14 protein-coding genes are annotated in these 24867 nt (G+C 41.4%); 8 read left to right on the forward strand and 6 right to left on the reverse strand.

Annotated elements, in window-relative coordinates; all coding sequences use genetic code 11:
* Positions 1 to 61: 61 nt before the first annotated feature.
* A complete protein-coding gene (locus QVD32_RS07825) occupies positions 62 to 439 on the reverse strand; it encodes a hypothetical protein (RefSeq protein WP_008860922.1) in 378 nt (125 codons plus the stop codon).
* A 180-nt stretch (positions 440 to 619) separates the two neighbouring features.
* Between QVD32_RS07825 and QVD32_RS07830 the strand changes: the two genes are divergently transcribed.
* The gene (locus QVD32_RS07830) at positions 620 to 1267 is read left to right on the forward strand and encodes a cytidylate kinase-like family protein (RefSeq protein ID WP_021892086.1); all 648 of its coding nucleotides are present in this window, start codon (positions 620 to 622) and stop codon (positions 1265 to 1267) included.
* Between the two features lie 3 nt (positions 1268 to 1270).
* Here the strand turns inward: QVD32_RS07830 and QVD32_RS07835 are convergent, their stop codons facing one another.
* Entirely contained in the window at positions 1271 to 2170 is a 900-nt protein-coding gene (locus QVD32_RS07835) for a Ppx/GppA phosphatase family protein (protein WP_021892085.1), read from the reverse strand.
* A 361-nt stretch (positions 2171 to 2531) separates the two neighbouring features.
* Here QVD32_RS07835 and QVD32_RS07840 point away from each other — a divergent pair, with 361 nt between their 5' ends.
* Entirely contained in the window at positions 2532 to 5105 is a 2574-nt protein-coding gene (locus tag QVD32_RS07840; RefSeq protein WP_021892083.1) for a hypothetical protein, read from the forward strand.
* A 60-nt stretch (positions 5106 to 5165) separates the two neighbouring features.
* On the opposite strand, the gene QVD32_RS07845 is transcribed toward QVD32_RS07840, so the two are convergent.
* The 3 genes from QVD32_RS07845 to ruvA form a co-directional block, all read right to left on the reverse strand.
* Positions 5166 to 7307, reverse strand: a complete 2142-nt coding sequence (locus QVD32_RS07845) for a glycoside hydrolase family 97 protein (protein WP_021892082.1) — start codon at positions 7305 to 7307, stop codon at positions 5166 to 5168.
* Positions 7308 to 7483: 176 nt separating this feature from the next.
* On the reverse strand, positions 7484 to 14914 hold the full coding sequence (gene sov / locus QVD32_RS07850) for a T9SS outer membrane translocon Sov/SprA (protein WP_118687433.1): 7431 nt from the start codon (positions 14912 to 14914) through the stop codon (positions 7484 to 7486).
* A 53-nt stretch (positions 14915 to 14967) separates the two neighbouring features.
* Positions 14968 to 15549 (reverse strand): Holliday junction branch migration protein RuvA, encoded by a 582-nt coding sequence (gene ruvA / locus QVD32_RS07855; RefSeq protein WP_008860929.1) that lies wholly within the window; start codon positions 15547 to 15549, stop codon positions 14968 to 14970.
* A gap of 371 nt (positions 15550 to 15920) precedes the next feature.
* Here ruvA and QVD32_RS07860 point away from each other — a divergent pair, with 371 nt between their 5' ends.
* The 5 genes from QVD32_RS07860 to QVD32_RS07880 all read left to right on the forward strand — a co-directional run bounded on the left by QVD32_RS07860 (position 15921) and on the right by QVD32_RS07880 (position 21973).
* Entirely contained in the window at positions 15921 to 18098 is a 2178-nt protein-coding gene (locus QVD32_RS07860; protein ID WP_118687432.1) for a S9 family peptidase, read from the forward strand.
* 21 nt (positions 18099 to 18119) lie between these two features.
* Positions 18120 to 19436: a hypothetical protein gene (locus QVD32_RS07865; RefSeq protein ID WP_118687431.1), complete on the forward strand. Its 1317-nt coding sequence runs from the start codon at positions 18120 to 18122 to the stop codon at positions 19434 to 19436.
* Positions 19429 to 20349 carry a tRNA (adenosine(37)-N6)-dimethylallyltransferase MiaA gene (miaA, locus tag QVD32_RS07870; protein ID WP_118687430.1) on the forward strand — a complete coding sequence of 307 codons (921 nt, stop codon included), beginning with the start codon at positions 19429 to 19431 and terminating at the stop codon, positions 20347 to 20349. Before QVD32_RS07865 ends, miaA begins: the two co-directional genes overlap by 8 nt.
* A gap of 381 nt (positions 20350 to 20730) precedes the next feature.
* On the forward strand, positions 20731 to 21303 hold the full coding sequence (locus QVD32_RS07875) for a hypothetical protein (protein WP_147401608.1): 573 nt from the start codon (positions 20731 to 20733) through the stop codon (positions 21301 to 21303).
* Positions 21304 to 21319: 16 nt separating this feature from the next.
* Positions 21320 to 21973 carry a hypothetical protein gene (locus QVD32_RS07880; protein ID WP_118687428.1) on the forward strand — a complete coding sequence of 218 codons (654 nt, stop codon included), beginning with the start codon at positions 21320 to 21322 and terminating at the stop codon, positions 21971 to 21973.
* A gap of 86 nt (positions 21974 to 22059) precedes the next feature.
* Here QVD32_RS07880 and QVD32_RS07885 read toward each other — a convergent pair whose 3' ends face one another.
* Positions 22060 to 22662, reverse strand: coding sequence for a porin family protein (locus QVD32_RS07885; protein WP_021892074.1), 603 nt, complete (start codon positions 22660 to 22662; stop codon positions 22060 to 22062).
* A 317-nt stretch (positions 22663 to 22979) separates the two neighbouring features.
* Here QVD32_RS07885 and QVD32_RS07890 point away from each other — a divergent pair, with 317 nt between their 5' ends.
* Positions 22980 to 24839 carry a portal protein gene (locus QVD32_RS07890; RefSeq protein WP_118687427.1) on the forward strand — a complete coding sequence of 620 codons (1860 nt, stop codon included), beginning with the start codon at positions 22980 to 22982 and terminating at the stop codon, positions 24837 to 24839.
* The last annotated feature ends 28 nt before the right edge of the window (positions 24840 to 24867 follow it).

Genomic DNA, 24867 nt, shown 5'->3' on the forward strand with positions numbered 1-24867 from the left:
ATAACAAAGCGGAGGCTTTCCCTAACGAGGGAAAGCCTCCGCTTTGTTATTTCTCAAAAAACTAAATTATATCGTTCACATAAACACGCTTATAAATACGCCTGAAATTATCACTTTCTTGCTTCAACTCCTCTGCATGCAACTTATAGTCTTCACCCCAAATCCCCGACAACAAATCGACAATATATTTGTGTTCTCTATCTTTCGACAAAGAAGCCGCGATGAGCTTGTCAATAATTTCCCTATATTTCTCAGCTCCCGTAGCGTGCAAATATAATGCGGCACTCACCGTAATCTGCCCCGTCATATCTACCCGTATTATATTATCGGCTAGGACGGGCATATCTTCATCACAAGAGCCCATATGATTGGCAATATATTCGTAGGTGAGCAATCCATCAGTATCACTATTCAATATTTTTTTCAAATCATTATTCATAGCTGACCTCTTTTGAATGACACAAATTAAATAAAAACTTTCTTCGCAACAAAATATTTCACAAAAACAGTTCAAGAAACCCTAAAAAACAACTTCTGTAAACAAAAAAAGATATTTGATATAGGAATTAATATTTTTTTGATGTATGTTTGCTTATGAATAATCGAATCTACAACCATCATGAATGACAATCTCATCATTACCATAGGCCGTCAATTCGGAAGCGGAGGACGAGAAATAGGAAAACGTTTGGCCGATTTATTCGGCATAGCTTATTACGATAAAGAATTAATCAACGAGGCTTCGAAATCGAGCGGACTCAGCACCGAATATTTCGAGAAAGCCGACGAGCGGGCTCCAAGCGCTTTATTAAATTCTTTTTCAATAAACTGGCTCACAGGAGCAGGAGGAATATGGGGCGACGGAGGCCTATCGAACGAATACATTTTCAAATTTCAATCCGACGTCATTCGTCATTTAGCTGAAACTCAATCGTGTGTCATCGTCGGACGTTGCGCCGATTATATTCTCAGACAATACCCACGATGTTACAATGTATTTATACACGCTCCCCTTGAAGACAGAATCGAGAGAATCATCAGCCGCTCACAAGGAATGACTCGAAAAGAGGCTATCGAACTCGCCGAAAAGAAAAATAAACTAAGAGCTTCTTATTACAATTTTTATACCGATAAGGGTTGGGGAGTAGCCTCTTCATACGACCTTTCTATCGATTCCTCTATATTGGGCAGTGAAGAGACAGCCATATTTATCCGCGATTTTATCCAAAAGAAAGACGGGCTACCCAAATGGGAGAAAAAGAAATAGGTCTCAATTCTCTTTCTCTTTCAAGTAATCGGAACAAAGAGAATAAATAATACCATCAACGATTCCTATGGTAGGAACCCATATTTCTCGTGCGCCTATATGCGTCGCTATTTGTAAATAAATATCGGCGGCAGGTACAATCACGTCGGCTCGGTCGGGTTTCAATGCAAAACGGTCGATACGTTCCACGATCGAATAGCTATTCAATTCATTTCTCAGGGTCAAAAGCCGCTCCACAGTCAATGGCTCCCGAGCAGACACTCCTGCCAAATGATGCAATTTATTGATATTACCACCCGACCCGATAATAGAGATATGCCGATACGTTTCCTTCAAACGCTTTAAATCCCTATACATACGGAACAATTCACTACGGCTCAGTTTTTTATTCAAAATACGTACAGTTCCTATATTATAAGATTGAGATTGGAGTAACGAACGGTCACTAATTATACTTATCTCGGTACTTCCGCCACCAACATCGACATAGATAAAATCGCCCTCTTGTTCCAGCTCGTCCACGATATGACTGTCATATACGATACGTGCTTCTTCAAGACCATTAATAATTTCGATATTTATTCCACTTCTCTCCGAGATATACCGGACAATATCGGCTCCATTCGAAGAATCCCGCATAGCCGACGTAGCACAAGCCCGATAAGACAAGACATTATAAACCTGCATCAGCTGAGAAAAAGCATGCATGAGACGTAATAATTTTTCTGTCTTCTCCGTAGAAATACGACCTTTTGTAAAGGTATCTTGTCCCAATCGCAGCGGTACACGCACAATAAAAACTTTCGATAAATCCGATACACTCTCTCCCGGATAAATACCTTTGATAAGCAATCTCACTGCATTCGAGCCAATATCTATGGCCGCAAAATTAAGTCTGTCCATAAAGTTTCTCATTCTATAAGCGAAGATAATCATTTCCCCAATAAAACATCTCGATTAAAAATAAAGTCTCATTCAAAAACATATAATTTATAATCGCTCCAAAAATGAACTTTCATTCAATATCACTTGTTTTTACCTTGAAAACCATAGTAGAAGAACAAATTTGCGCAATAAATGAAGTGATTGGTTATACTTGGGCAATTGCGCAGTTTCCCCAAAGCGGGAAACAGGAGACTCCTTCCTATTTTTATTTTCAAAAATTCAATCAATAGCTTCGGAAGGAGTCTCTTTTTCAAAGAATATCATCATGCCAAAATAGAGCCGCATACCGGGTGTACCTTTACGAAAAATTACCAGCTCTATGAAATCGAGAATTACATTTAACGGCATGAACCGTTATTCCCCACCGAACTCGGCACAGCCGGGAGACTGCACAGCTATTGTCAACTTACGAAATCAATCAAACTGCCTCAAACCTGTCGGGACACCGGAATATCTATACACTCCGGAAAAGAAAAACCATCGGCTCGTCTATGTTCATATCTGCTACGACGGAGAGCATCATATAACGGAAAATGAAAATACCTTGTATTATGAGGCTCTGATAAAAAAAGAAAACGGAAATATCCAAAAAGAATCAAGCCAGTTGTTCGAGCTAAACGACCTACAAGTTCTGTCTATTCAATCCATAGGAAACACACTCATAATCATCTGTACCGAAAGTATATACTATTTACTTTATAAAGAGGGAAAATATATCTTTTTGGGTGAAAAGCCCGACATACCTGAAATTTCATTTTTCCCTTATGTAGAATATACCGATGCCTACTTCGTAAGCGAATATACCTTTCAACATGGATACAGCAATCCGACCCGACTCGACACCGAAGACATCAATTATTACAACGATGCTTACTACAATGCATTCTTTCAGCTACAAGAAAAAGCATGGAAACGGCACTATTTCATACAACCCATACTCATACGTTATGCCCTCACTTTATATGATGGGAGCCGAATTTTTTCATCGGCTCCGGTCATGGTCTCTTTGCCACACCCCATACAACCCTATCAAATGAGCATACGATTGAAAAATTCAAACAATCTTTGCTTAGGTTCTCATGAAGGACAAATCATCGCCGGGAATTATAGCCTGAAATATTATATTCATCAATTCAATCTCGACAACTGGAAAGATATCGTAAGAAGTATAGACTTTTTTGTCTCTCCCGAAGCCACGATCTTCGAACCCGATCAAAAACAACAAGGCCTTAAATTTACGATCGAACGTACAGAAGAAAACGAAACGATCTCTTTTCTACTGAAAGGAGACATCTCTTTTCTCGACCTGAAAGAGATAAAGAAACGCTACTTACAAGATTCTCTATTTTATAAAATAGCGACCATAGAGGATTGGAGCGACTGGAAGGAAGGTGAATCGTACACCATAGAAAATAAAATACGGCCAGATTTACTCATACACGAGGAGGTTCTTTCGCCAGATAATACGACACTGCTTTCTACGGGAGCACATGTCAGCTATATACACAACAAAAGACTACACATAGCCAACTTAAAGAAAAAACTTTTTCCCGGATTTCCCCTCAGTCTGTTCAACGTGGGAAACAAAAATGCCGAGACTGTCAGTGCTTATATCTGCACTTATCTCAAAACCGAAAGAGGAGAATGCAAAGTCGTTTGGCACGGGAAATCGAACTATTTCTTCAATCAACTTTCACCTTTGATTTCTTACCCCGACAGTAACGCCTATAAAATGGAAATCGTCGTAAAAAGCGAGAAAACCCGATACAAAGGGAGCTTTCTACTGACAGCCTCCGAATATGAAAATAGGGCCGATTATCTTGACGAGACACTCTCTGCAATCACATTGGAAAACGATTCTCTGCCGGCCTCTACCCCACTCGATATACCCTTGTCCGAAAATGACACTTACACACAGCCTAATATACTGCGGGTTTCGGAACTCGAAAACCCGTTTGTATTCCCGTCCGAACAAACTTATACCATCTCGAACGGAGAGATTACAGGCATAGCGACCATTACAGCAGCTTTATCGGAAGGACAGTTCGGTGAATTTCCCTTATATGTATTTACAGAAGAAGGAATATGGGCTTTGCAAAACGGAAACGGAATCGTATGTTACGGAGCACAACATCAACTGAATCGAGAACCCATACTGCCGGAAAACCCTATCGTCCCTCTCGAAGACATGATTATGTTTACTACGGCAAAAGGATTATTTATCATACGAGGCTCCGAAATACAACAGCTCTTATCGTTCGACGAAACCGCCTGCGAAAACAATAGCCCAATCACTCACCACGACATAGACTCTACATTAATTCCTGCAACCACCGATCAAACGACTTTATCTCAATTTATTCAAGGAAGTATCATCGCCTACAATACAATCGAAAAAGAATTGATATGTTGCAGGCCCGATCTCAAATATAGTCTCATTATCCATATTCCTTCTCTCTACATGTATCGCATAAGCCGACAGTACTCTTCCCTATTCTATGATGCCAGTCATCTACTCGCCCAAGACGCAGAGGGAAAAGTTTACGATTTACAAAAAGAATCAGCAGAGATAACCCCAATCGCACTCGTATCCCGCCCAATTACTCTCCAAAGTGAAGAGTACCAAAAATGGAGAGAAGTTTTCTGGCGGCTCTCAATGTCAGAAGGAAAGCTCTTGCTTTCCCTTTGGGGAGGCAATGATGCCGAAGGCAACTTTTCCAAAATCTGTGAAATATCGAGCGCATCAAAAGTAGCAGGACAATTACCCATGCGTTTTACAGGACCGGCATATAAATATTTCAGGCTTATTCTTTGCGGGAACGTCTCCTCTGATTTCCATCTTTCATCTGTCGATATCCACTCCGAAAACATCATCAGCAATCGGTTACACTAATATAAAAAGAGTAGGACTTATTGTATAAGTCCTACCCTACTATTCTCATCTTACCGCAATCTACGGTTTATAGTTTTTCAATCCTTTCAAAGTTGCTGGATCGGTAGCCTCCTCGATACTCATAGCAAAGCCTCCACCCGGAGCACAAGGCTGAACGATACGAGTCTTGTTCGTCACAATATATTTACGAATCGTATAAGCCTGCGGGTTATCCTTATAATGGGCATCGGGAGCATCGGCATATATAGTTGCAATATACTTTTTCCCAGGCTCCAAGAAATCTAAGGAGAAACGAGCCGTATGCCCATTCTCATCGACCGTGGAACCTACATACCAATTATTACCCCCTTTTTCCCGGCGTGCCACCGTAATATAATCTCCCGGCTCTGCCTCCAAATAACGGCTGTCGTCCCAATCGACAGGCACATCTTTAATAAACTGAAAAGCATCGAGGAAACGATTATAATTTTCGGGTAAATCGGCTGCCATCTGTAAAGGACTATACATGGTCACGTATAAAGCCAGTTGCCGAGCCAGAGTAGAACGAACATAGCTGTGGTTATCGGGATTAAGTTTAGAAATATCCGTCTCGAAAATACCGGGAGTATAATCCATCGGACCTCCGATAAGCCGTGTAAATGGCAAAATAGTGGTATGGTCGGGATTATTGCCCCCGAACGATTCATACTCGGTTCCTCTCGCCGACTCGTTACCGATAAGATTGGGATAAGTACGGCTCAAACCCGTAGGACGAACAGCTTCATGGGCATTCACCATAATCTTATGCTTGGCGGCTTCGGTCAATGCATAGAGATAATGATTAACCATCCATTGTCCGTAATGATGTTCCCCACGAGGTATAATATCTCCCACATATCCACTCTTCACGGCATCATAGCCATGATCGTTCATAAACTGATATGCTTTCTCCATGTGCCGTTCATAATTACGAACCGAACCCGAGGTCTCATGATGCATAATCATTTTCACCCCCTTCGATTTGGCATACCGCTCTATTTCTTCTACATCGAAATCGGGATACGGTGTGATAAAATCGAATACATAGTCTTTCGACTTACCTATCCAATCTTCCCACCCTATGTTCCAACCTTCCACCAGCACAGCGTCAAATCCATGTTCTGCGGCAAAATCGATATATTCTTTTACATGCTCGGTATTAGCGGCATGACGTCCATTAGGCGTCAAACGAGAATAATCGACCAAATCGAGTTTCACATGAGGCAAATCGGTATAAGCCCAAGTACTTTTCCCGGTTATCATTTCCCACCATACACCTATATATTTCGTCGGTTTTATCCAACTCGTATCTTCATAGACACACGGTTCATTCAGATTAAGAGTCATTTTGGATGCAAGAATATCACGCGCATCGTCACTAACAATAATCGTGCGCCATGGAGATTTCGCCGGAGTTTGCATATATCCCTTATCCCCCAATGCATCGGGTGTAAGGTGAGACTCGAATATCATATTTTTGTCGTCCAAATCGAGCGACATACAAGAATAATCGACCAATGCAGCTTCATGCAAATTAATATACAAACCATCGTCGGTTTTCATCATTAAAGCCGTTTGCACCCCCGTAGGAGAGAATGGAGTTTGAGAAGAATTCGGTGTAATAGCCTCGTTCATCAATCCACGGATTTCGGACAATTTCGACGTCACAGTGGAATACTCCTGTGTATCATAATCGCCCGGGAGCCAAAAAGCTGTATGGTCTCCCGCCATAGCAAACTGCGTCTTCTCTTCTTTAATCACAAAATAATCCAAATTGGGCTGATCGGGAAATTCATATCGGAATCCTACCCCATCGTCAAATACCCGGAAACGAATAATCATACGACGATCGGTCGACGGTTGTTCCAATGTTACTTCCAATTCATTATAATGATTCCTAATCTCTTTTACCTCTCCCCAAACGGGTTTCCATGTCTCATCGAAAGTCGATGTCTCAGAACCAGCCAAACGAAATCCATCGGTTAAATTTTTTCCCGACTTCAACTCTAATCCCAATTTACTCTCTTTAATAACCGGCCGACCTTTATAATCTACTTTATAAACAGGGACTCCATTATCCAATTCAAAATCTAATACAATGTTCCCGTCAGGAGATTTCAAAGTCTCGGCTCTCAAAATGCCATAAGACAACAAAGCCATAAGAATAAAAATCAGTCGTTTCATTTATTCAATACATTTATTTGGGTTTTATAAAACTACGGAGAAGCATCTCAACTGCAAAGATAGGAGTTTAAGCTCCGACTCAAAAATTTCTCTATCCCTCCTTTAATTAAGAAAAACGAATAATTGAAGAAACAGTTTAAACAAACGACCTGTTTAACTTAAAATATAAATTCCTTTTATTTCAATAACGATAATCTCACCGAGATTCCATAATTGCTGTTCGTAATAGGATATGATGAAGAGGATACTAACGGTGTATTAATCTGATGGTCGAAATAAGCCCCTACCGTAATACGTTTACTCAATACATAATTGGCTGTTACTTTCAACATCGTAGTACGAGTACCACTGGTTGCCTGCGTAAAATTCTGTTCGATACGGCGAATGAGAGCCTGATTCTTGCGGAATGAAAAATCGGCATTGATTGTCAAATCGTTGCTAACACCTGTTTGAGACCCTTTCAATTTCAAAATCGTATTAAAATTAGCGATCTTATACCCGGCCCCGATTGTAAAATCGGTTGTCGACGCCTCTACGATTTGTCCGGCTGCCGAATTCAATGTCAACGTGCGGGAATCTTTATACTCTATATTGCCTGTAACATTATTTTTCAGTGTCACCTTTAACCCGATAAGGGGAGCGAACCTCTCGGTTATCATTACCGATGATATATCGAATGGAGAAGAGGGTATGGGATTGCCCGTAAGTTCATCGCGAACGAAACCGAAATCCCCGTCTGATTCCACCCAATTAAGGAACGAAGTAAATGATCCCACAGCATAGGTACACTGGTAAGCATGCGATAGAGTAAACGCTTTAAAGTGTTTCTTTATAAACGGTATTTGCATGAAACCATCGTAAGTAATTCGCCAGTTCGGCAATATAGCCGACAATCCCGGGAACGGAGACAAATCGATTTTACGGGCATCACGGCCAGAATATGCAGCAATAAATGCAGGTATCATTACATCGGCAGAACTACGATTCACACCGCCGTTAGCCGAATCATAGGGCTTATCTCCAAAGCCGGTAGAGGCAATAAAACCTTTATTCGGATAATTGCCCAACGATCCGTAATGCGCTTCTAACCGAGCCGCTATTATTTCCCGATTTTTCAAAAAATCATCGAATGCTTGCGACGAATATCCGTCTTTTGCAGAACTACTCCTAAATGCAGTCTTCAATGCAATATGTGTCTTGGTATAGCTTCCGCCTCGTACAGTCGGCATATCGTCAAACATAAATTGCATTTGAGAACTACGCGTGTCTGTTCTATTTCCTGTCAAGTTTATTTTCAAGCCCCGGATAGGTTCAAGCGCTATTTCGAAATTAAACTCTTCGGTACGACCGATAACCGCCGGACTTATCTGCGTGGAATCACATAAAAGCCAACCACGTTCTTTTGCCCGATATACATAGCTCTCATCAGTAAAACCAAAAGCGAAATCGAGGCCGGGAGCCATAGGACCATACGAAGTCGATTGCCCGAATACATCGCCTACATTCGGGGAAAACAGAGGTAACGAAGTAGTATTGGTCTTACGATAACGCACGCTCGCATTTCTTACCATCATCAATCCCCGTAAAGAATATTCGGCTGCTTCTTTCCAGAAATTACGTTCATTCTTATTCGAAGGAGTAATTATCACATTCAAGCGTTGGGTTCCTTTATCGAGAATCACTACATTATTGGCATCGAGAACTTTCGTCCTCAGAGCCACTTTCTTTCCGGCATCGTCCCTCGCCACAACTTTTACCTTCTTATTGTTGAGATTATGCCTTAAAGTAACCGTAGTATCTTCCCGAAGCAAAATGGTACGTTCGAATTTTCTATTTTTCTTCGCTGCCACAGCTCTATTATTGGAAGAAAAACGTTTGTTTATCTTCTGCAAATATTTCGACTTATTGTATAATTGTTCAAAATTGAAACGCCCGTCAAAGCTCAACTGCCCTTGATTATTCACCGAGTTACCTAAATCTATTTCCTCTGAAATCTGGGCTCCCCTATCCCAAGTGTATGTAGCGTTATACTTGGCATTAAACGACAAATAATCAAGAACAGGTATCTTGCTGAACGGAGCCGTATACGATGCATTGAAAGTTTGATTATAATTCCACGGTGTTCCCAAATTCTTGATGCTGGTCAACACGGTATCTTTCCATGCTTCGTATTCATCTGGGAAAAGCTGTTTATTCACCACACCGACCGGCTCCTCGATATGAGCGTTCGTCATCGTTTGCAACGAAAGGTTTATCGACTTGGTGAGATTCCATGTCAACGAGAACTGCCGATCCCATAAAAAACTTTTACTTACACTCGTCGGCAATGCCATTCCTCCCGATCCACTCACATCGCGAATCTGCTGTTCATAATAATATCGCGACATATTGGTATTAAACGCAATATTATTAGGCAAATAATTAAATTCCCATTCCTTCAAAAATTTCAAATGCTTAGATTTACTCTTTAATCCCTTCAACGGGACAAAAGGTTTAACAAAAGGAGTATAGGAATAAGTGAAACTACCCCGATAATCGTATGTATTCTCAAATTCGGTAGTAGGGTCTTGTTTCGATTGTCGATTATAAGAATAGCTGATAGAAAAATTAGCCGGGTCATAGGGCATAGGATTCTTACTCCTAATATCAAAAGAAACTCCCGACAAACTGAAACTCTCGACAGTCGATTTCTCTATCGAAGCATCACTTATAGAGTCACGCTCGGCTTTACTGCCCGCATTGTCCAAAGCATCTTTCAACAAGATATCTTGATCGAGCGGATTGTATTTAGGAGAAGTACGTTGTTCGGTAATCGAATAAAATAATGGGGCTTTCAATTTGACTTTTTCTGGCAAAAAACGCCCTAACTCAACCATCGTAGCTATATTATACTGATAGTAATCGTCTAATCGACGTTCCGTAAGGCTTTGGTCTATCCCCCCAAAACCGACAGTTTCTACATGCCCCGCGATATTCAGCGTAGCAATATCCGACAAACCGAGATTTACATTTGCTTTGGCAGCCCAACCACCAGATTGGTCAAAATCGGTCAAACGCATTTCATTCACCCAAACGACTATATCCTTAGCTGCATTCGAATTATTTCTCACACCGATCATCATCGTACGAACATCGCTCAAAGAAGGGTTCCCCACGATAGTCACCTTATTTTGATTTTTATCGGGATCATAACTGGAATAACGGGTTTGAAACGTCACAGTCGAATTATCCATACGTTTCTTTGCATTCCGTTCCAGCTTCAAATCGGTAAACAAAGAAAGAGGGAAATCAAACATATTGGATTGTGGCCAAACCGCTTCCTGATCTTGTGCATTATACGTGCTATAATTACCCGGCTCCGTCAATGACAACGGGACCTCATACTCATAATAATTCGATTTACTATCGGATCCTAATCGTAAAAACACAGACACATCGCCATCTCGTAAATTAGTTTTATCGTCAATCAGTTTCTCTGCATGTACAAACATCTGTAACCGCTTGTATGTACGCATATCCATACCACTGTTCTTATAAACCGCACGAGCATCTCCCGACTGCAAATCGGTTACTTTCAAAGACATGGCTTGTTCATTAAGCTGAGTTATTTGCGATTGCCCCGGGTCTATGATACGGGTTACACCCGGAGGTAAAACATAATTAACAGGAACCTGTCCTGCATTCTCCTCAATATTTACCACCGATATATCCATCTTACCCTGAGCCGGAGCATCTCCTTTCAAATTCAAAGCATAGTTATACGTTCGCCATTCACCCCGAACCAATTCCAACGTGGCAAAACGCAAATGTGTCTCACACTCAAAACCCGTCATAAACATGCGGATAAAACGTATCGTTTTAAAATCTTGAATAGATCCCACTTTCTTCTGAGGACGAGACAAAGGAATTTTGAATTGATACCACACAGCTTTTCCTTCTTCACCATTGCGGAGCCGGACGGTTGTCTCCCGCTTATCGGTAATACAGTTTTTCCCCACCTCCAAGCTATCGGGGCATAACGATATGCGGTACTGATAATACCTTTCATATTCGTTCAACGTATTATCCTGATTGATATCCTCCACATCAGGAACGCTTTTGGAAGACTGATAATACGAATCGTTCATTTCCTCGGGAGACCGGGAATTGTTTTCTGTTCCGTTATATCGTTTATACCGATCCAATATAGAAGTTTGGGCATCGTCATAATCGTGTCCACGATAAAAATGGTAATTATCCCCGGCCGGATCGTTAAACGGAGAAAACTGATCTTGTCGCATAGCCTCCACTACCGCCGGAGATAGTTTAGTTTCGAGCTTGTCCAAATAATCTCTATATGATGGGAACCCATATTCCTCGTCATTCGACAGACCGTCTAAACCTACGTCTTGCAAAGCCCGTGCACCACTGGTATTATCGAATGCATAAGTCAAAGACTGACGTTTGGATACCTTTCCCCACACCGTAGTCGCTATCTGTGTTGTATCACCGTCGACCGGCAAACCGTTCTCGAAAGACTTCATACCGTCTTTGAGAATATCTTCCGACACTTCTCCCAAATTGAAATACAATTCTCCCCCGTTATGATTAGTCTGATTCTCATCTAAAAACGGATCCATAAGCCAGAACTGTATATATTCGATATTCGATGATTCGAAATCGGTATAATCCATTTTTCGCATAATCCCGCCCCAACGGTTCTCCGGATTCAACAAAAGCCCTTGTGAGTCGATATTATCGGCATCGAGATTGTACGGTCCCCGTTCCTGTGGATAAAATGAAAGGTTCAATGTCTGTAAGGTCGTCGATTCTCCATAATTGATTTCCTTATTGGGAAATATCTCCCGTACACTCACCTCACGCACATAAGGATTAGACAATTGGTCCAAATCATTTTTCAGGTGAGCCGGTATCAATGTCGAGTTTTTCTGAGTAAACATTCTATCGATATAATACCACGATAGCAATGCTCTATTTTGCCCATAACGAATATCATTGGAATAACGAGCTTCGGGAAACAAAGCATCAGATGAAGGGTCGTACGGAGTGGAAGCCAACGTCCACGAATAAGGAGACTTCAAGTCCAACCCTGTTTGTGTCGATTCGAAATCATCGATATACGATGTTCCCTGCGAGCTGCCGTTTTTGGATTTATGCGGTATCAATTGGGCAAATTCAGCCGTGAGAGCCAACGTAGAAGGAGCTGTTGCGTTTACAGTCGGAATTTTATTCAACAAATTGGTCAACCATAAAAAATTCGTATTATAAGACAAATTCACTCCCCACAAAGTATTATTCAGTACCTCATCACCCATATTTACTTTTTCTGTCAGGGACTTTTCAGACAAATGCATAATCGTCGCTCCTACATTAAAATCTTTGGAGAACGCATAATTCAAATCGAGTCCCAGCATTGTCTTACGTTGCATATTGAACATCGATTGATTTTCAAGCGATACACTAATCGGAGTACCCGCCTCGATTATACTTTGGTTCAATATCGTCACGACACCCATCGCATAATCCACAATATAATCGGAATTTTCGACCAAAGTCATACCTCCGGCAGTAACGACCACCGATCCCCGAGGTACATTCATCGCATTTAATCTTATCTCTGCGCCCGAAGATGCTTTATATTCTCCGGTCATAATAAATTTATTCTTCTCCGATACTTGCTGGGCGATAGTCAATGTCGAATCATACAGCTCTTGATAAACATACTTTTCCGCTATCGCCGCATTTCCTATTTTTTCGGCCAAGTGACTACCGAACGGCTCTATGACCGGAAATATAATTCTCCCGTTCGAAGATTGAATCGTATACCCCTCTATGTAGTCAAAAATACCATCGGAATATTCCGACTCATTCGCATCCAAACGGTCGAGGTTCATTACTTGCAACAAAGTCTGATTGGATATATTCCCCTCCGGTATATTATTTACAGCTACCCCCGTAGAATCATTCTGATATTTAATGTACAGCCTGAATTTATCCTTCTGAACCTGATAGGCCCCCAGCGAATAAACATTTTTCATCATTAAATCCCAAATGGGTAATGAGGTCGATATGGTAGAACCCTTCAACATTTTCAGAAAAAGACATTGATCCGTATCGGTAACATCTCCCGAAAATTCCCCAACCTGATAAACCTGTCCGTTATAAGTATATTCATAAGCGACAGCAATCATCTCATCGGCATTCAGTTTACTTTTCAAGGAGATATAACCCAATTGGGAATTCAAGGTATATTCAGAAGAAGTAAGTTTCCGGGCACTCTCTATTTTCACATAATCCTGCCCCCCCTCGATACCATAAACAGAAAGAGGTTCCAAAGCCTGTGTCACCAAATTGATATTACGAGCATCGGGATAACCGTTTTTAATCTCAGCATACAACGAGTTGGAGTTATTCATCGGATTTTGCTGCGCGGTAGCCGATATCCAATGGTCGTTACCGATATGAACATTTTCGGCCAAATCCATAAAACCGACAATATTCCTCGACTCTTCATAATTGCCTTGTTTATTCGTAATCCAAACTTCTATTCGATTGATACTCACACCCGATGAGACATAAGGCAATTTGGAAGCAAATTTATCGTAATTGTCCCTAAAAAAATGAGCTAAAAAAAAGTGCCTGTTTTCGTCATAAGCATCTGCCCGGATTTCGAACGGCGTGGTCTGTGCCCCACCACTCGCATTGACCGTTTTCGATTCGGACTGTTGTTGAGAAATAAGAGCGGTAGCCGTCAGTTTACCGAACTGCATAGTCGTCTTTACACCGAATAAAGCCGTACTACCACGTATCAACGACGACCCCGTGGTCATACTCACATTACCGGCTTCGATATTCTTAATAATCTCGTCTTCTTTTCCCTGATATTGTAATTTGAGATTTTTCGAGTCGAAATCGAAAGTCGCATCGGTGTTATAGTTCATATTGAACGACATCTTGTCACCGACTTTCGCCGTTACCGAAGCCTGTATCTTCTCGTCGAAGTCGAAATAAGTCTTCTTTCTGGAACTCATCGGCAGTGCGGGATTATCGAGTTTGTTATGTTTCAATCCCATATTCAACTCGATAGATCCTTGTGTCTTCAATTGTACGCCACCCGGTCCAAAAACTTTTTCCAATGGCCCGAGAGAGAACTGCATATCCAAAAAATTAAACTCCGATTTGCTGTTCTCTGCAAAATTCTGTGCATTCCGTTCCCGATAATACTGCTGCATGGATTTACACAACGTATAATCGTTATACTCGGCCGCCGACAACATGAAAGGAGTACAAACATCAACCCCGGCAACTCGGGTATGGATTACATAACAATTCGTTTCGGCATCATACTCTACTTCTGTTTTCAGATTGGAAGGATTTTTCAAATCCATCGGAGCTATTTGCCCGATTTCATCGTACGATTCGGGTGATGTTTTAGTGACAGGATAACGGACTTGTATGGAATCGGATTCTTTATTGCTTTGCGTTGCCGATATACTGCTCGATGAACTTTGCGGATCGGCCGACTGCAAAGCAGCAAAAGCGGAATAGGCTCCTAATCCGCTCACTGCTAGCACAACTATTGTTCCAATCCTTATCCGTCTTCTCATTCGATACTCCTACACAAATTCCCGCCTTTACTCAAAAGGCGACGACGCCGGTATCAGAGCATTTTCAGAGCCTGCTTAATTACCTCTTCAACTCTCATCGAAGGAGTATCACGCAATAACTTTTGAACTGTTTTTTGCGATTGGGGCTGTGAAAATCCAAGCATCACCAACGCAGCCACAGCTTCCTCGTAAATTTCCGAGGCTGCGGGCGTACTTATTACTAACGGATTGTCGGTAGGTTTTATTTTATCTTTCAAGTCAACAATTACACGCTGTGCAGTTTTAGCGCCTATTCCTTTTACCGACTTCAATAAATTTAGATTCTCCGACACAATCGCCTGCTCCAACTCAGAAGGATTCAATGAAGACAATATCATGCGGGCCGTATTGGGTCCTACTCCCGAAACAGAAATCAACAATATGAACAGTTCACGTTCGTGACGGTCATAAAAGCCATAAAGTTGATAGGCATCTTCCCGAATCGCTTCGTAAACATACAGACGTGTAGCTTGCCCTTTCGAAAGGCAAGAATAAGTATTTAACGAAATATTAAGCAAATAACCTATTCCCATGCACTCCACAACCGCCGTGGCGGGAGTTAAATCGGTAACCTCTCCCGTAATATATTCTATCATATCGTTCTCTTTTTATTCATTTTGTTCAAACTGCAAAGATAGCGAAAGGCGAGTGCAGAGACAAACGGAAATCACATTTCCGTTTTGACTATGCCGAGCCGCATCCTATCTTCGTATTTACAAAGATAGTGAAAGGCGAGCGCAGAGGCAAACGGAATTTTCGGCTCGATATAGTTAATATATTATATATATAATTTTTTATCCATATTTTTTCCTACTTTTGATTCCTAATAAAATATACGTCTCGGCATTAAAACCGAGCAACTTATTTGTACCGCTATCAACCTTTATTACATTTGTATCTAATGAATAAAATTTAGTGTCGAAACTGTTCATCACTTATGTAACAATAGATTTATCACTATACAACAATGAAAAAAGTATTTCTCATTTTCCTTTCTTTGATTTTTATTTTCACGTTTCAAGTAAAAGCTATTACATTGGAAGATATTACTTCCGGGAAATTTCAGTCCAAAGATATAGCAGAGGTTTATCCATCAGCCGATGGCGTTCATTATTTCACAGCGACAAACGGGAATACACGTATCGTAAAATGTGAATACCGGACGGGACACGAAGTCGATACCCTCTTTGACGTAAAAACTGCCAGAGAATGCAATTTGGAACAATTCGACGGTTTTTCTCTCAGCCCCGATGAAAAACATCTATTAATTTATGCCGACTCGGAACCTATTTACCGACGCTCATTCAAAGCCACTTATTACACGTTCGAGATACGCAGGAACTTATTGAAACCGCTTTCCGACGGAGGAAAACAACAAGCTGCCGTATACTCTCCTAACGGCCGAATGGTCGCTTTTGTAAGAGATAACAACATCTTTATCAAAAAACTCGATTACGGTACAGAAGTAGCCGTCACCCGCGACGGAGAGCGAAACAAAATCATCAATGGGATTCCCGATTGGGTTTACGAAGAAGAATTCGCTCTTACTTCTACCCTGCAATGGTCGCCGGACGATGCTACATTAGCTTTTGTGAGATTCGATGAAAGCCATGTTCCCGAATATTCTTTCTCTCTCTACGAAGGTTACTGTCCCACATACCCGGAATACACCCTATATCCGGGAAGATTCACTTACAAATATCCGGTAGCAGGCGAGACCAATTCACAAGTATCGGTACTCTCTTATACCGTCGAAACACGAGCCTTAAAAACGATGAAACTGCCTATATCATCAGACAGTTACATACCTCGAATCAAATTTACGACCGATCCGAACAGACTCGCGGTAGTCACGCTAAACCGCACACAAAACGAAATGGATATATACTCTGTCAATCCTAAATCGGGAATCAGCAAACTGCTATTGAGAGAAACAGACAAAGCTTGGATCGAAGAATCTATATTAGACAATATCTCGTTCTATCCCGATTTCTTCGTGATTGCCAGCAGTCGTAGCGGTTATCAACACCTTTTCCGATACAATTACAATGGAACATTGGCTAAACAAATCACCAAAGGCGAATGGAACGTTTCGGCATTTTTGGGTTATGATGAAAAAAGTCGCTCTTATTTTTACGAATCGAATCAAGAAGGTCCTCTTTACAAAGCCATTTACAAAATAAATGAAAAAGGGATAGAAACCAAATTATCGGAACGAATCGGGACAAATCAGGCTTCGTTCAATCCCTCGTGTACTTATTTTATCAACAAATACAGCAACAGCAATGAACCTTTGCTCGTAACCGTATGCGATGCCAAAGGGAAAGTAATACGCACACTGGAAGACAATGCTACGCTAAAAGCACGAATCGCCCAAACCGATTTGCCACGCAAAGAATTTTTTACCTGCCCCAATCACGCAGGCGATCAAATGAACGGTTATATTTTGAAACCCACGAATTTCGACCCCTCGAAACGCTATCCGGTAGTCATGTCGCAATACAGTGGCCCGGGTTCCCAATCGGTTCTGGATAAATGGACAATAGACTGGGAATACTACTTAGTCAGCAAAGGGTTTATCGTCGCCTGCGTCGATGGGAGAGGAACCGGCGGACGCAGTCGGGCATACGAAACCTCTGTATATATGCAATTAGGGAAACTCGAAACCGAAGACCAAGTAGCGGGAGCGGAATACATGCGGACCCTACCCTATGTAGACGACAAACACATAGGTATATATGGTTGGAGTTACGGTGGGTACGAAACTCTTATGGCCATGTCCACAAGCAACGGTACTTATCAAGCCGGAGTGGCTATCGCTCCGGTAACCGACTGGCGTTATTACGATACGATTTACGCCGAGCGCTTTATGCGTACGCCGAATGAAAACAACGAGGGATATGAACAATCCGCCCCCATTACTCATGCCGAAAAATTAAAAGGAGATTTGTTGATTATATCGGGGACAGCAGACGATAATGTCCACTATCTTAACACGTTACAATATTCCGCTGCTTTAATCGAAGCAGGAATACAATTCGATACTCAAATATATACCAATAAAGATCACCATATACGAGGTTGCAATACCCGTCATCATCTGTATTCCAAAGTATGTAACTTTTTCCTCGATAAACTGAAATAAAAGGAATAGCATCCCAACCCTATGGAAAAGAAAAAAAGTAACAAAATAAGTTGGTCTACCATCTATTCTTTGGGATTGGTACCTGCTATTCTCGTATGGGGATTGGCTCCATCGCTTAAAGAAAATGTCATTGTCCTGACATCGATTATCGTCGGTATTATATGGATTATATTCTCCCGGCTTTACCTACATTTTTTTAAAGGATGTGGAATAATTGGGTGGATAACAGGGTGGTCTATGATATTTGGAGGAATAACAAAAGCATTCTTGCTCCTTTTCGGATATTATAATATCCCTATCGTACTTTTTTGGGCTCCCTGCATGGCGGTCATATTATATCTGTTCGAACATCGGAATATACACCCCCCATTCTGTTATCAGTGTATCTTGAAACGAGGAGGAATTCGAGAACGACATTTACTGGGAGATTTCAGCCGCTATGAAACTCATTATATCGTACGCTTAATCCTAATAGGCTCTATATTAGTAACTATGTTATCATGGATACTTTTCGCTTTTGGCGTGGAAAGGCAAAGCCGTGCCGGGAATTATTTTTACTTCTATTTTCCTTTGGGGTTAAGTATAGCTATCATTATCTTCGAAATTATTCGCCGTCTGTTGATCCAACAACTTATCGAAAGTCACGAGAAAAAATGTAAACGTTATATCAACGACAAAACGAACAATCCCGATATGGATTACTTTTTCACGGTAATTCGTATCATGGTCATAGGCCAAGAAAAAATCTACTTAATCGAAAACAAAGGAGATGAAATAGAATTCAATAGCGGCAAAGGGTTCGATATTCCTATACATCGTTATACAGACTATTGTACGACGCAAGAAGAAGAGGAACAAAAAGCCCGGCAAATCATACGCGAAGAACTTCAAATAGAAAAACCCGATTTACGCCACATATCATCGGCTATCGCCGAAGATTCTTGGCGAAGAGTCGGACATTATGTATTATTTATCTCAGACGAGGATCAAAATAAATTAAACAGGTACAACGGCCGTTGGTACACCATAGAAGAAATAACAAGATTATTCCATAGCAACAGGCTTTATCCTCTATTTAAAGAAATCTATGCCCGTTTCTATACGATTGTCAATACGGCCCGTACCTATTACAGCAATGGAAAAAGGAGATATCCGATAAGAGGATATAAGCCGTCCTTTACATTACACAGAATCGATTTGCTGGATATCGAATTAGATGACCCGGTTTGGCTTTACGTAAGCCGGCACAATGACGACCGCCTTTTATACCGTATAGACAAATGGATTCGAAAAATTTTAGGTAAAAAATGTTCCTCATCAAATTGCTGCGATGCTTGATTTAATCACCATATTGGGTCCCACCGCTTCCGGTAAAACATCTTTGGCGGTGGCGCTGGCCGCCCACCTCGACACCGAAATTATCAGTGCGGATTCCCGTCAGATATATCGCTCAATGGATATCGGTACAGGTAAAGACTTATCCGAATACACCTATGAAGGACACGCTATTCCCTATCATCTAATCGATATTTGCCCACCCGGATATAAATATAATCTATTTGAATATATTCGGGATTACAACACCGCTTACGCAGATATTATCAATCGGGGCAAAACGCCCATTCTTTGCGGGGGTACAGGTCTGTACATAGAAGCCGTACTCAAAGGATACTCGTTACCTCCCGTACCCGAAAACAAGGCCCTGCGCGAAAAACTTGCTGAAAAATCGCTATCCGAATTGGAAGAGATACTCAAAAACTACAAGACTCTACACAACCAAACAGATACCGATACTTGTAAGCGAGCGATCCGCGCCATTGAAATAGCCGAATATTATTCTCGGCAAGAGCCCGAAAAACTTATTCCTAATCCGGTAAAAAACGCTTTGATTATCGGAGTGAACATAGATAGGGAAAGCCGACGCGCCAAAATTTCGCAACGTCTGCGCGATCGTCTCGGACAAGGCATGGTGGCCGAAGTTCAAGGTTTGCTCGACAGCGGCATCGATCCAGAATCTCTCATTTACTACGGGCTCGAATACAAGTATATTACCGAGTACCTCATCGGGCGCACCTCATACGATCAAATGGTTTCATTGCTCGAAATAGCGATTCACCAATTTGCCAAACGGCAAATGACATGGTTCCGGGGTATGGAGCGTCGGGGATTCTCCATTTTTTGGCTCGATGCAGCCCTCTCTCTCGATGAAAAAATAGCTAGGATAGATGAGAAGATAACCCAGTCGGTATAATGCGATACCCCATGTGTTCCATAAATATTAAGAGCTCTTTTCGAGAATACAAAATAAGAAGCTGTTTTAAATTTATTCCGAGACAGATTGAGACCTATGTTGAAGCAGATTGGAGTCCGAGATACGCAGTCAATAGCGGGCTATTGACAAAAATCAAGGGATTCTAGATGCGAGACAGGGGCTCAATATGGCCGGAACATACCTGCTTGAAATGATAATATTATTTCTCTATAAATTTAAAACAGCTTCTAAATTTCTACTTGCATATATCAAAAAATTTTACGAATATTGTAAGCAAGAAATTTCACGAAAGGGAGGCTGTGTAGGGATTAACCTTACTTCATTTTATTTAAATTGAATGTTCATCACACAGTTTGCCTCATGAGTAGTATGGAAGCAAAAGTCGAAATTCTTTGGAATAGCCTATTGTTAACATGGTCGTATGATTACAGAGTCGCCGGAATCCATACGTTCGATAAAGATGGTTTAGCGATCGGAGAGAATTTGATCGAACGCCTGAATCTCGAAACATCGTGGGGAACCTTAACAATTCTGGAAACTACCGATACTTCCATAACTTTTATACATAATGGCACGAGGATAATATTGGCCGATGGAGCAAAATATCATTTCGAAGTTCCACAAGTGCTCCCCGGCAGTCAAGGAGATTTTTACATCGAATTGATTTGCTCCCAAGTACGACTCACTCACTGGGACGAATTTTTCGAATGCTCTCGGCAATTCACGGTCGATAAAATCGACTGGGATCTCATGCAAGATGGCGATGTAGACTCTGCTTTACTCATTGCCGAATCTATCGCCGAACAATCGCCGGAATCACTCGAAATCATCGCAGAATATATGGCCGTTGCTGATAATCTGGGTAGTACAGAGGCTCATGAATGGTTACGCGACTATTACAGTCCTGGCGATATTGCAGAACCTTACAGTTAACCAAAAATGAAACATTATGATAGATTTCTCCAAAGAACACAAGACCTTACTTAGCCGATTGGCGAAGAGCCCGAACGACATGGAAGCCCGTGCCGACCTACTGCGTTGTAACTGCCTTTGGGCCGAAGAAAATATAAAGGGAAACAAAAACACATGGCAAAATGCGAATCTGATACGTGAAGTATTACAATATGGGCCTCTTTTACTCGAAACGGGAGAAATGAGCATGTATGACCTCGTTTACAAAACATGCGACAGAATAAAAAGAACTATATTTTCACATCCTCGCCTATCTGTAAAAATTCTCGAATTGGAAAGGGAAGCCCTTTATCGTATCGAAGCAGAAACCGGTCACGAACTGGGTATCACCGAAGACGTTCAACATGAAATTAGTCTATTAGGAACAAATATATGGTATGCCGACCGTGGTGAATATGATAAAATCAAAAACGAGGGACATTTGAAACACGACCCGGTAGAATGGACTGCCCGTTGGGAAGAGGTTATCGACGAAGCAGAAGCAAAAGCATATGCCAGATTACAAGAACACCCTCAGGGTATGGGGTTTTGTCATGCCTATTGGCCGACGTTATCTGCTATTTTGGCCGAAGACTACGATATCCAGTGGCGTAGCCCGTCCCAAATGAACCCCAAAGTTCTGTTCGACTAACAGAGTATTAGCCTAAAAAACAGAGGGATACATCGTTAACATGTATCCCTCTGTTTTTTCTATTCTATTTTAAAATCCTTTCTTATTTACAAATCGAACTTATAGCCTAACGAAAGCATGAACATTGTATTATTAGGACTACCCTCCTCATCGTAGACATTAGAAAGTCCGAAATTATAACGGGCATCGATCGTCATACCAAAATCAAACTCATACCCGACACCCAAAGCAAGAGAAAAATCGAATGTTTTAGCCTTATAGCCATATCCATATGGTTCCAAATCTTTGGACGAAATCTCTTTTCCCGCCAACTTCGCTTTATATTCATCATCGACACAGAAGCCAAATTGAGGACCAAAATGAACATTTAAACCTGCCCACGGATAAATTTTCAACAAAACAGGTATATTCAGATAGTGTGAAGTATAGTTCGATTCCAAAGTTTTCGTGAGAACCGGTATATCATCAAAACCAGCCCCCTGCATCGAATAATAAAATTCGGGCTGAATCGCCAATAATTTATTAATACGATAATTAGCAAAGATCCCCACATTCATTCCTGCTCTGAAATTCGATCCATCTCCAGTCAAAGAAGAGACGTTAAGACCTAATTTCGGACCCATAGAAAGTTGAGCGAAAGCTCCACCCATGCACATCACGGTAGCGACTACCAATAAAATCTTTCTCATTTCTTTTTAGTTTTGTTACACCTAGTTCTCCAAAGGGGTATTTTAATACAATTTCTGCGGGGAGAACTTCAGTAATTTTTTTCAAAATATTTACTGATCGCATGTTAATAAAGCGCGAATATAGCCATTAAAGCTATATATAAAAACTATTTATATTCTTTTTCTTCCACATCACAAAAATACACCCCACAACACATTATCTATCAACCACATAAGACATCAACATAATAATATAAAATACGAATATTTATATAATCATGCCATAAAAATAAAAATACCAACTATTTTCTTTGTAGCGAACTTAAAAACAAAAATCTATGGCAAATAATTCGTACAAAAATCCGTCGATGAAACAACTCGATATTTTAAAAACCGAAAACGAAATAGAGCGCTCTCACTACCCGATACTGTTACAGGCTCAAAAAGCATGGGAGAATATAGAACATTTCAGGCAAAAGCGAAAACGAAACAGGGACTATACTTATGGAAAACAATGGAACGACTTGATAAAACTACCAGACGGCAGAGTCGTAAGCGAAGAACAGTATATACGAGAACAAGGAAAAGTTCCTCTGAAAAACAACCTGATCCGCCAAATGGTCAAAGCCGTTTTAGGGCAATTCAGAAACAACCAAACCCAACCCGTATGTATAGCTCGTGACAGGCAGGAACAGAGTTTGGGGGAACTGATGAGCACAGCCGTCCAATACGCCTACCAGCATAATCGGTTACAAGAACTCGATAGCCGCACATTGGAAGAGTTTTTGATTTCGGGTATTTGTTTCCAGAAAATAGGATATGGACACCGTAGAGGAAAAACCGACGTCTGGGTAGATGAAATAAATCCGAACCGAATATTCTTCAACGCTATGGAGGACAGCCGCCATTGGGATTGTACTCTCATAGGCGAACTACACGACATGTCTATCGCCGAAGTAATATCGAGATTTTCTTTCGGGTCAAGGGCTCGTGCCATACAATTACGTAACATCTACTCAGAGGCCGACAATGAAACGATACGGCACAACTTCGAGAACCTCACGGCAAAAGCAATCGACCGACTCGATTTTTTTATGCCGGCCAATCAAGATATGTGCCGAGTCATAGAAATATGGAAACTCGAAAGTCGGGAAGTACTGAACTGCCACGATTTCCGTTCCGGTGAATATTACCACATACCTGTGACGGAAGCCGAGGATATAAACAAAGAAAATAGGAAAAGAGTGCACGAAGCTCGCACATCGGGACAACCGGAAGAGACTGCACAGCTTATCGAAACAGAATGGAGTATAATGCAAACATGGCGGTATCGCTTCTTCTCCCCACTGGGAGACTTATTGGACGAAGGAGAAACTCCCTACTGGCATGGAGAACACCCTTACGTGTTTAAACTATACCCTCTCATAGACGGTGAAGTACATGCCTTCGTCGAAGATGTAATCGACCAGCAGAGATATATCAACCGGCTGATTACCATGATAGATTTTATCATGGGTTCGAGCGCAAAAGGCGTATTGCTATTCCCGGAAGATCAAATTCCCGATGGCATGACAATCGAAGATATTGCCGACGAGTGGACCAAATATAACGGTATCATTTTATTCCGTCCCAGACCGGGCTCTCCCATGCCCCAGCAAATAGCGGTCAACGCCACACAAGTGGGAGCTTATGAAATGCTTTCGTTGCAAATGCGCTTGTTCGAAGACATATCCGGCGTCCACGGTGCTATACAGGGCAAAGCAGCCCAATCCGGTACTCCGGCCTCTCTATATGCCCAACAAATACAATATTCTTCGACCAATCTGCTCGATCTATTCGAGTCGTTCAAAACATTCCGAGAAGACCGGGATATAAAAATCATGAAAACAATCCAGCAATTCTACTCGGATAACCGTTATTTAAACTTAGCAGGAAACAATTACGGAAAAGAAATCTCTACCTATACCCCAGAGGAAGTTCGTAATACAGAATTCGATTTATCAATTGCCGAAACACTATCGACACCCGCTTTAAGAATGGCATCCAACGAATTTCTTATGGAGCTGTTTCGTTCCGGGAAAATATCGCTCGAAATGCTTCTGCAAAACGGAGCCTTTCCTTTCGCCGACAAACTGCTGCAAGCTATCCATCAAAGTCAAGCCGAATCGACACAACAAAACACCACACCGCAAATTTAGACGATCGGTTTATCTTAATCGAAACAAA

Origin of the sequence: Barnesiella sp. (assembly GCF_022723415.1) — a bacterium.
GTDB classification, from domain to species: Bacteria; Bacteroidota; Bacteroidia; order Bacteroidales; family Barnesiellaceae; genus Barnesiella; species Barnesiella intestinihominis.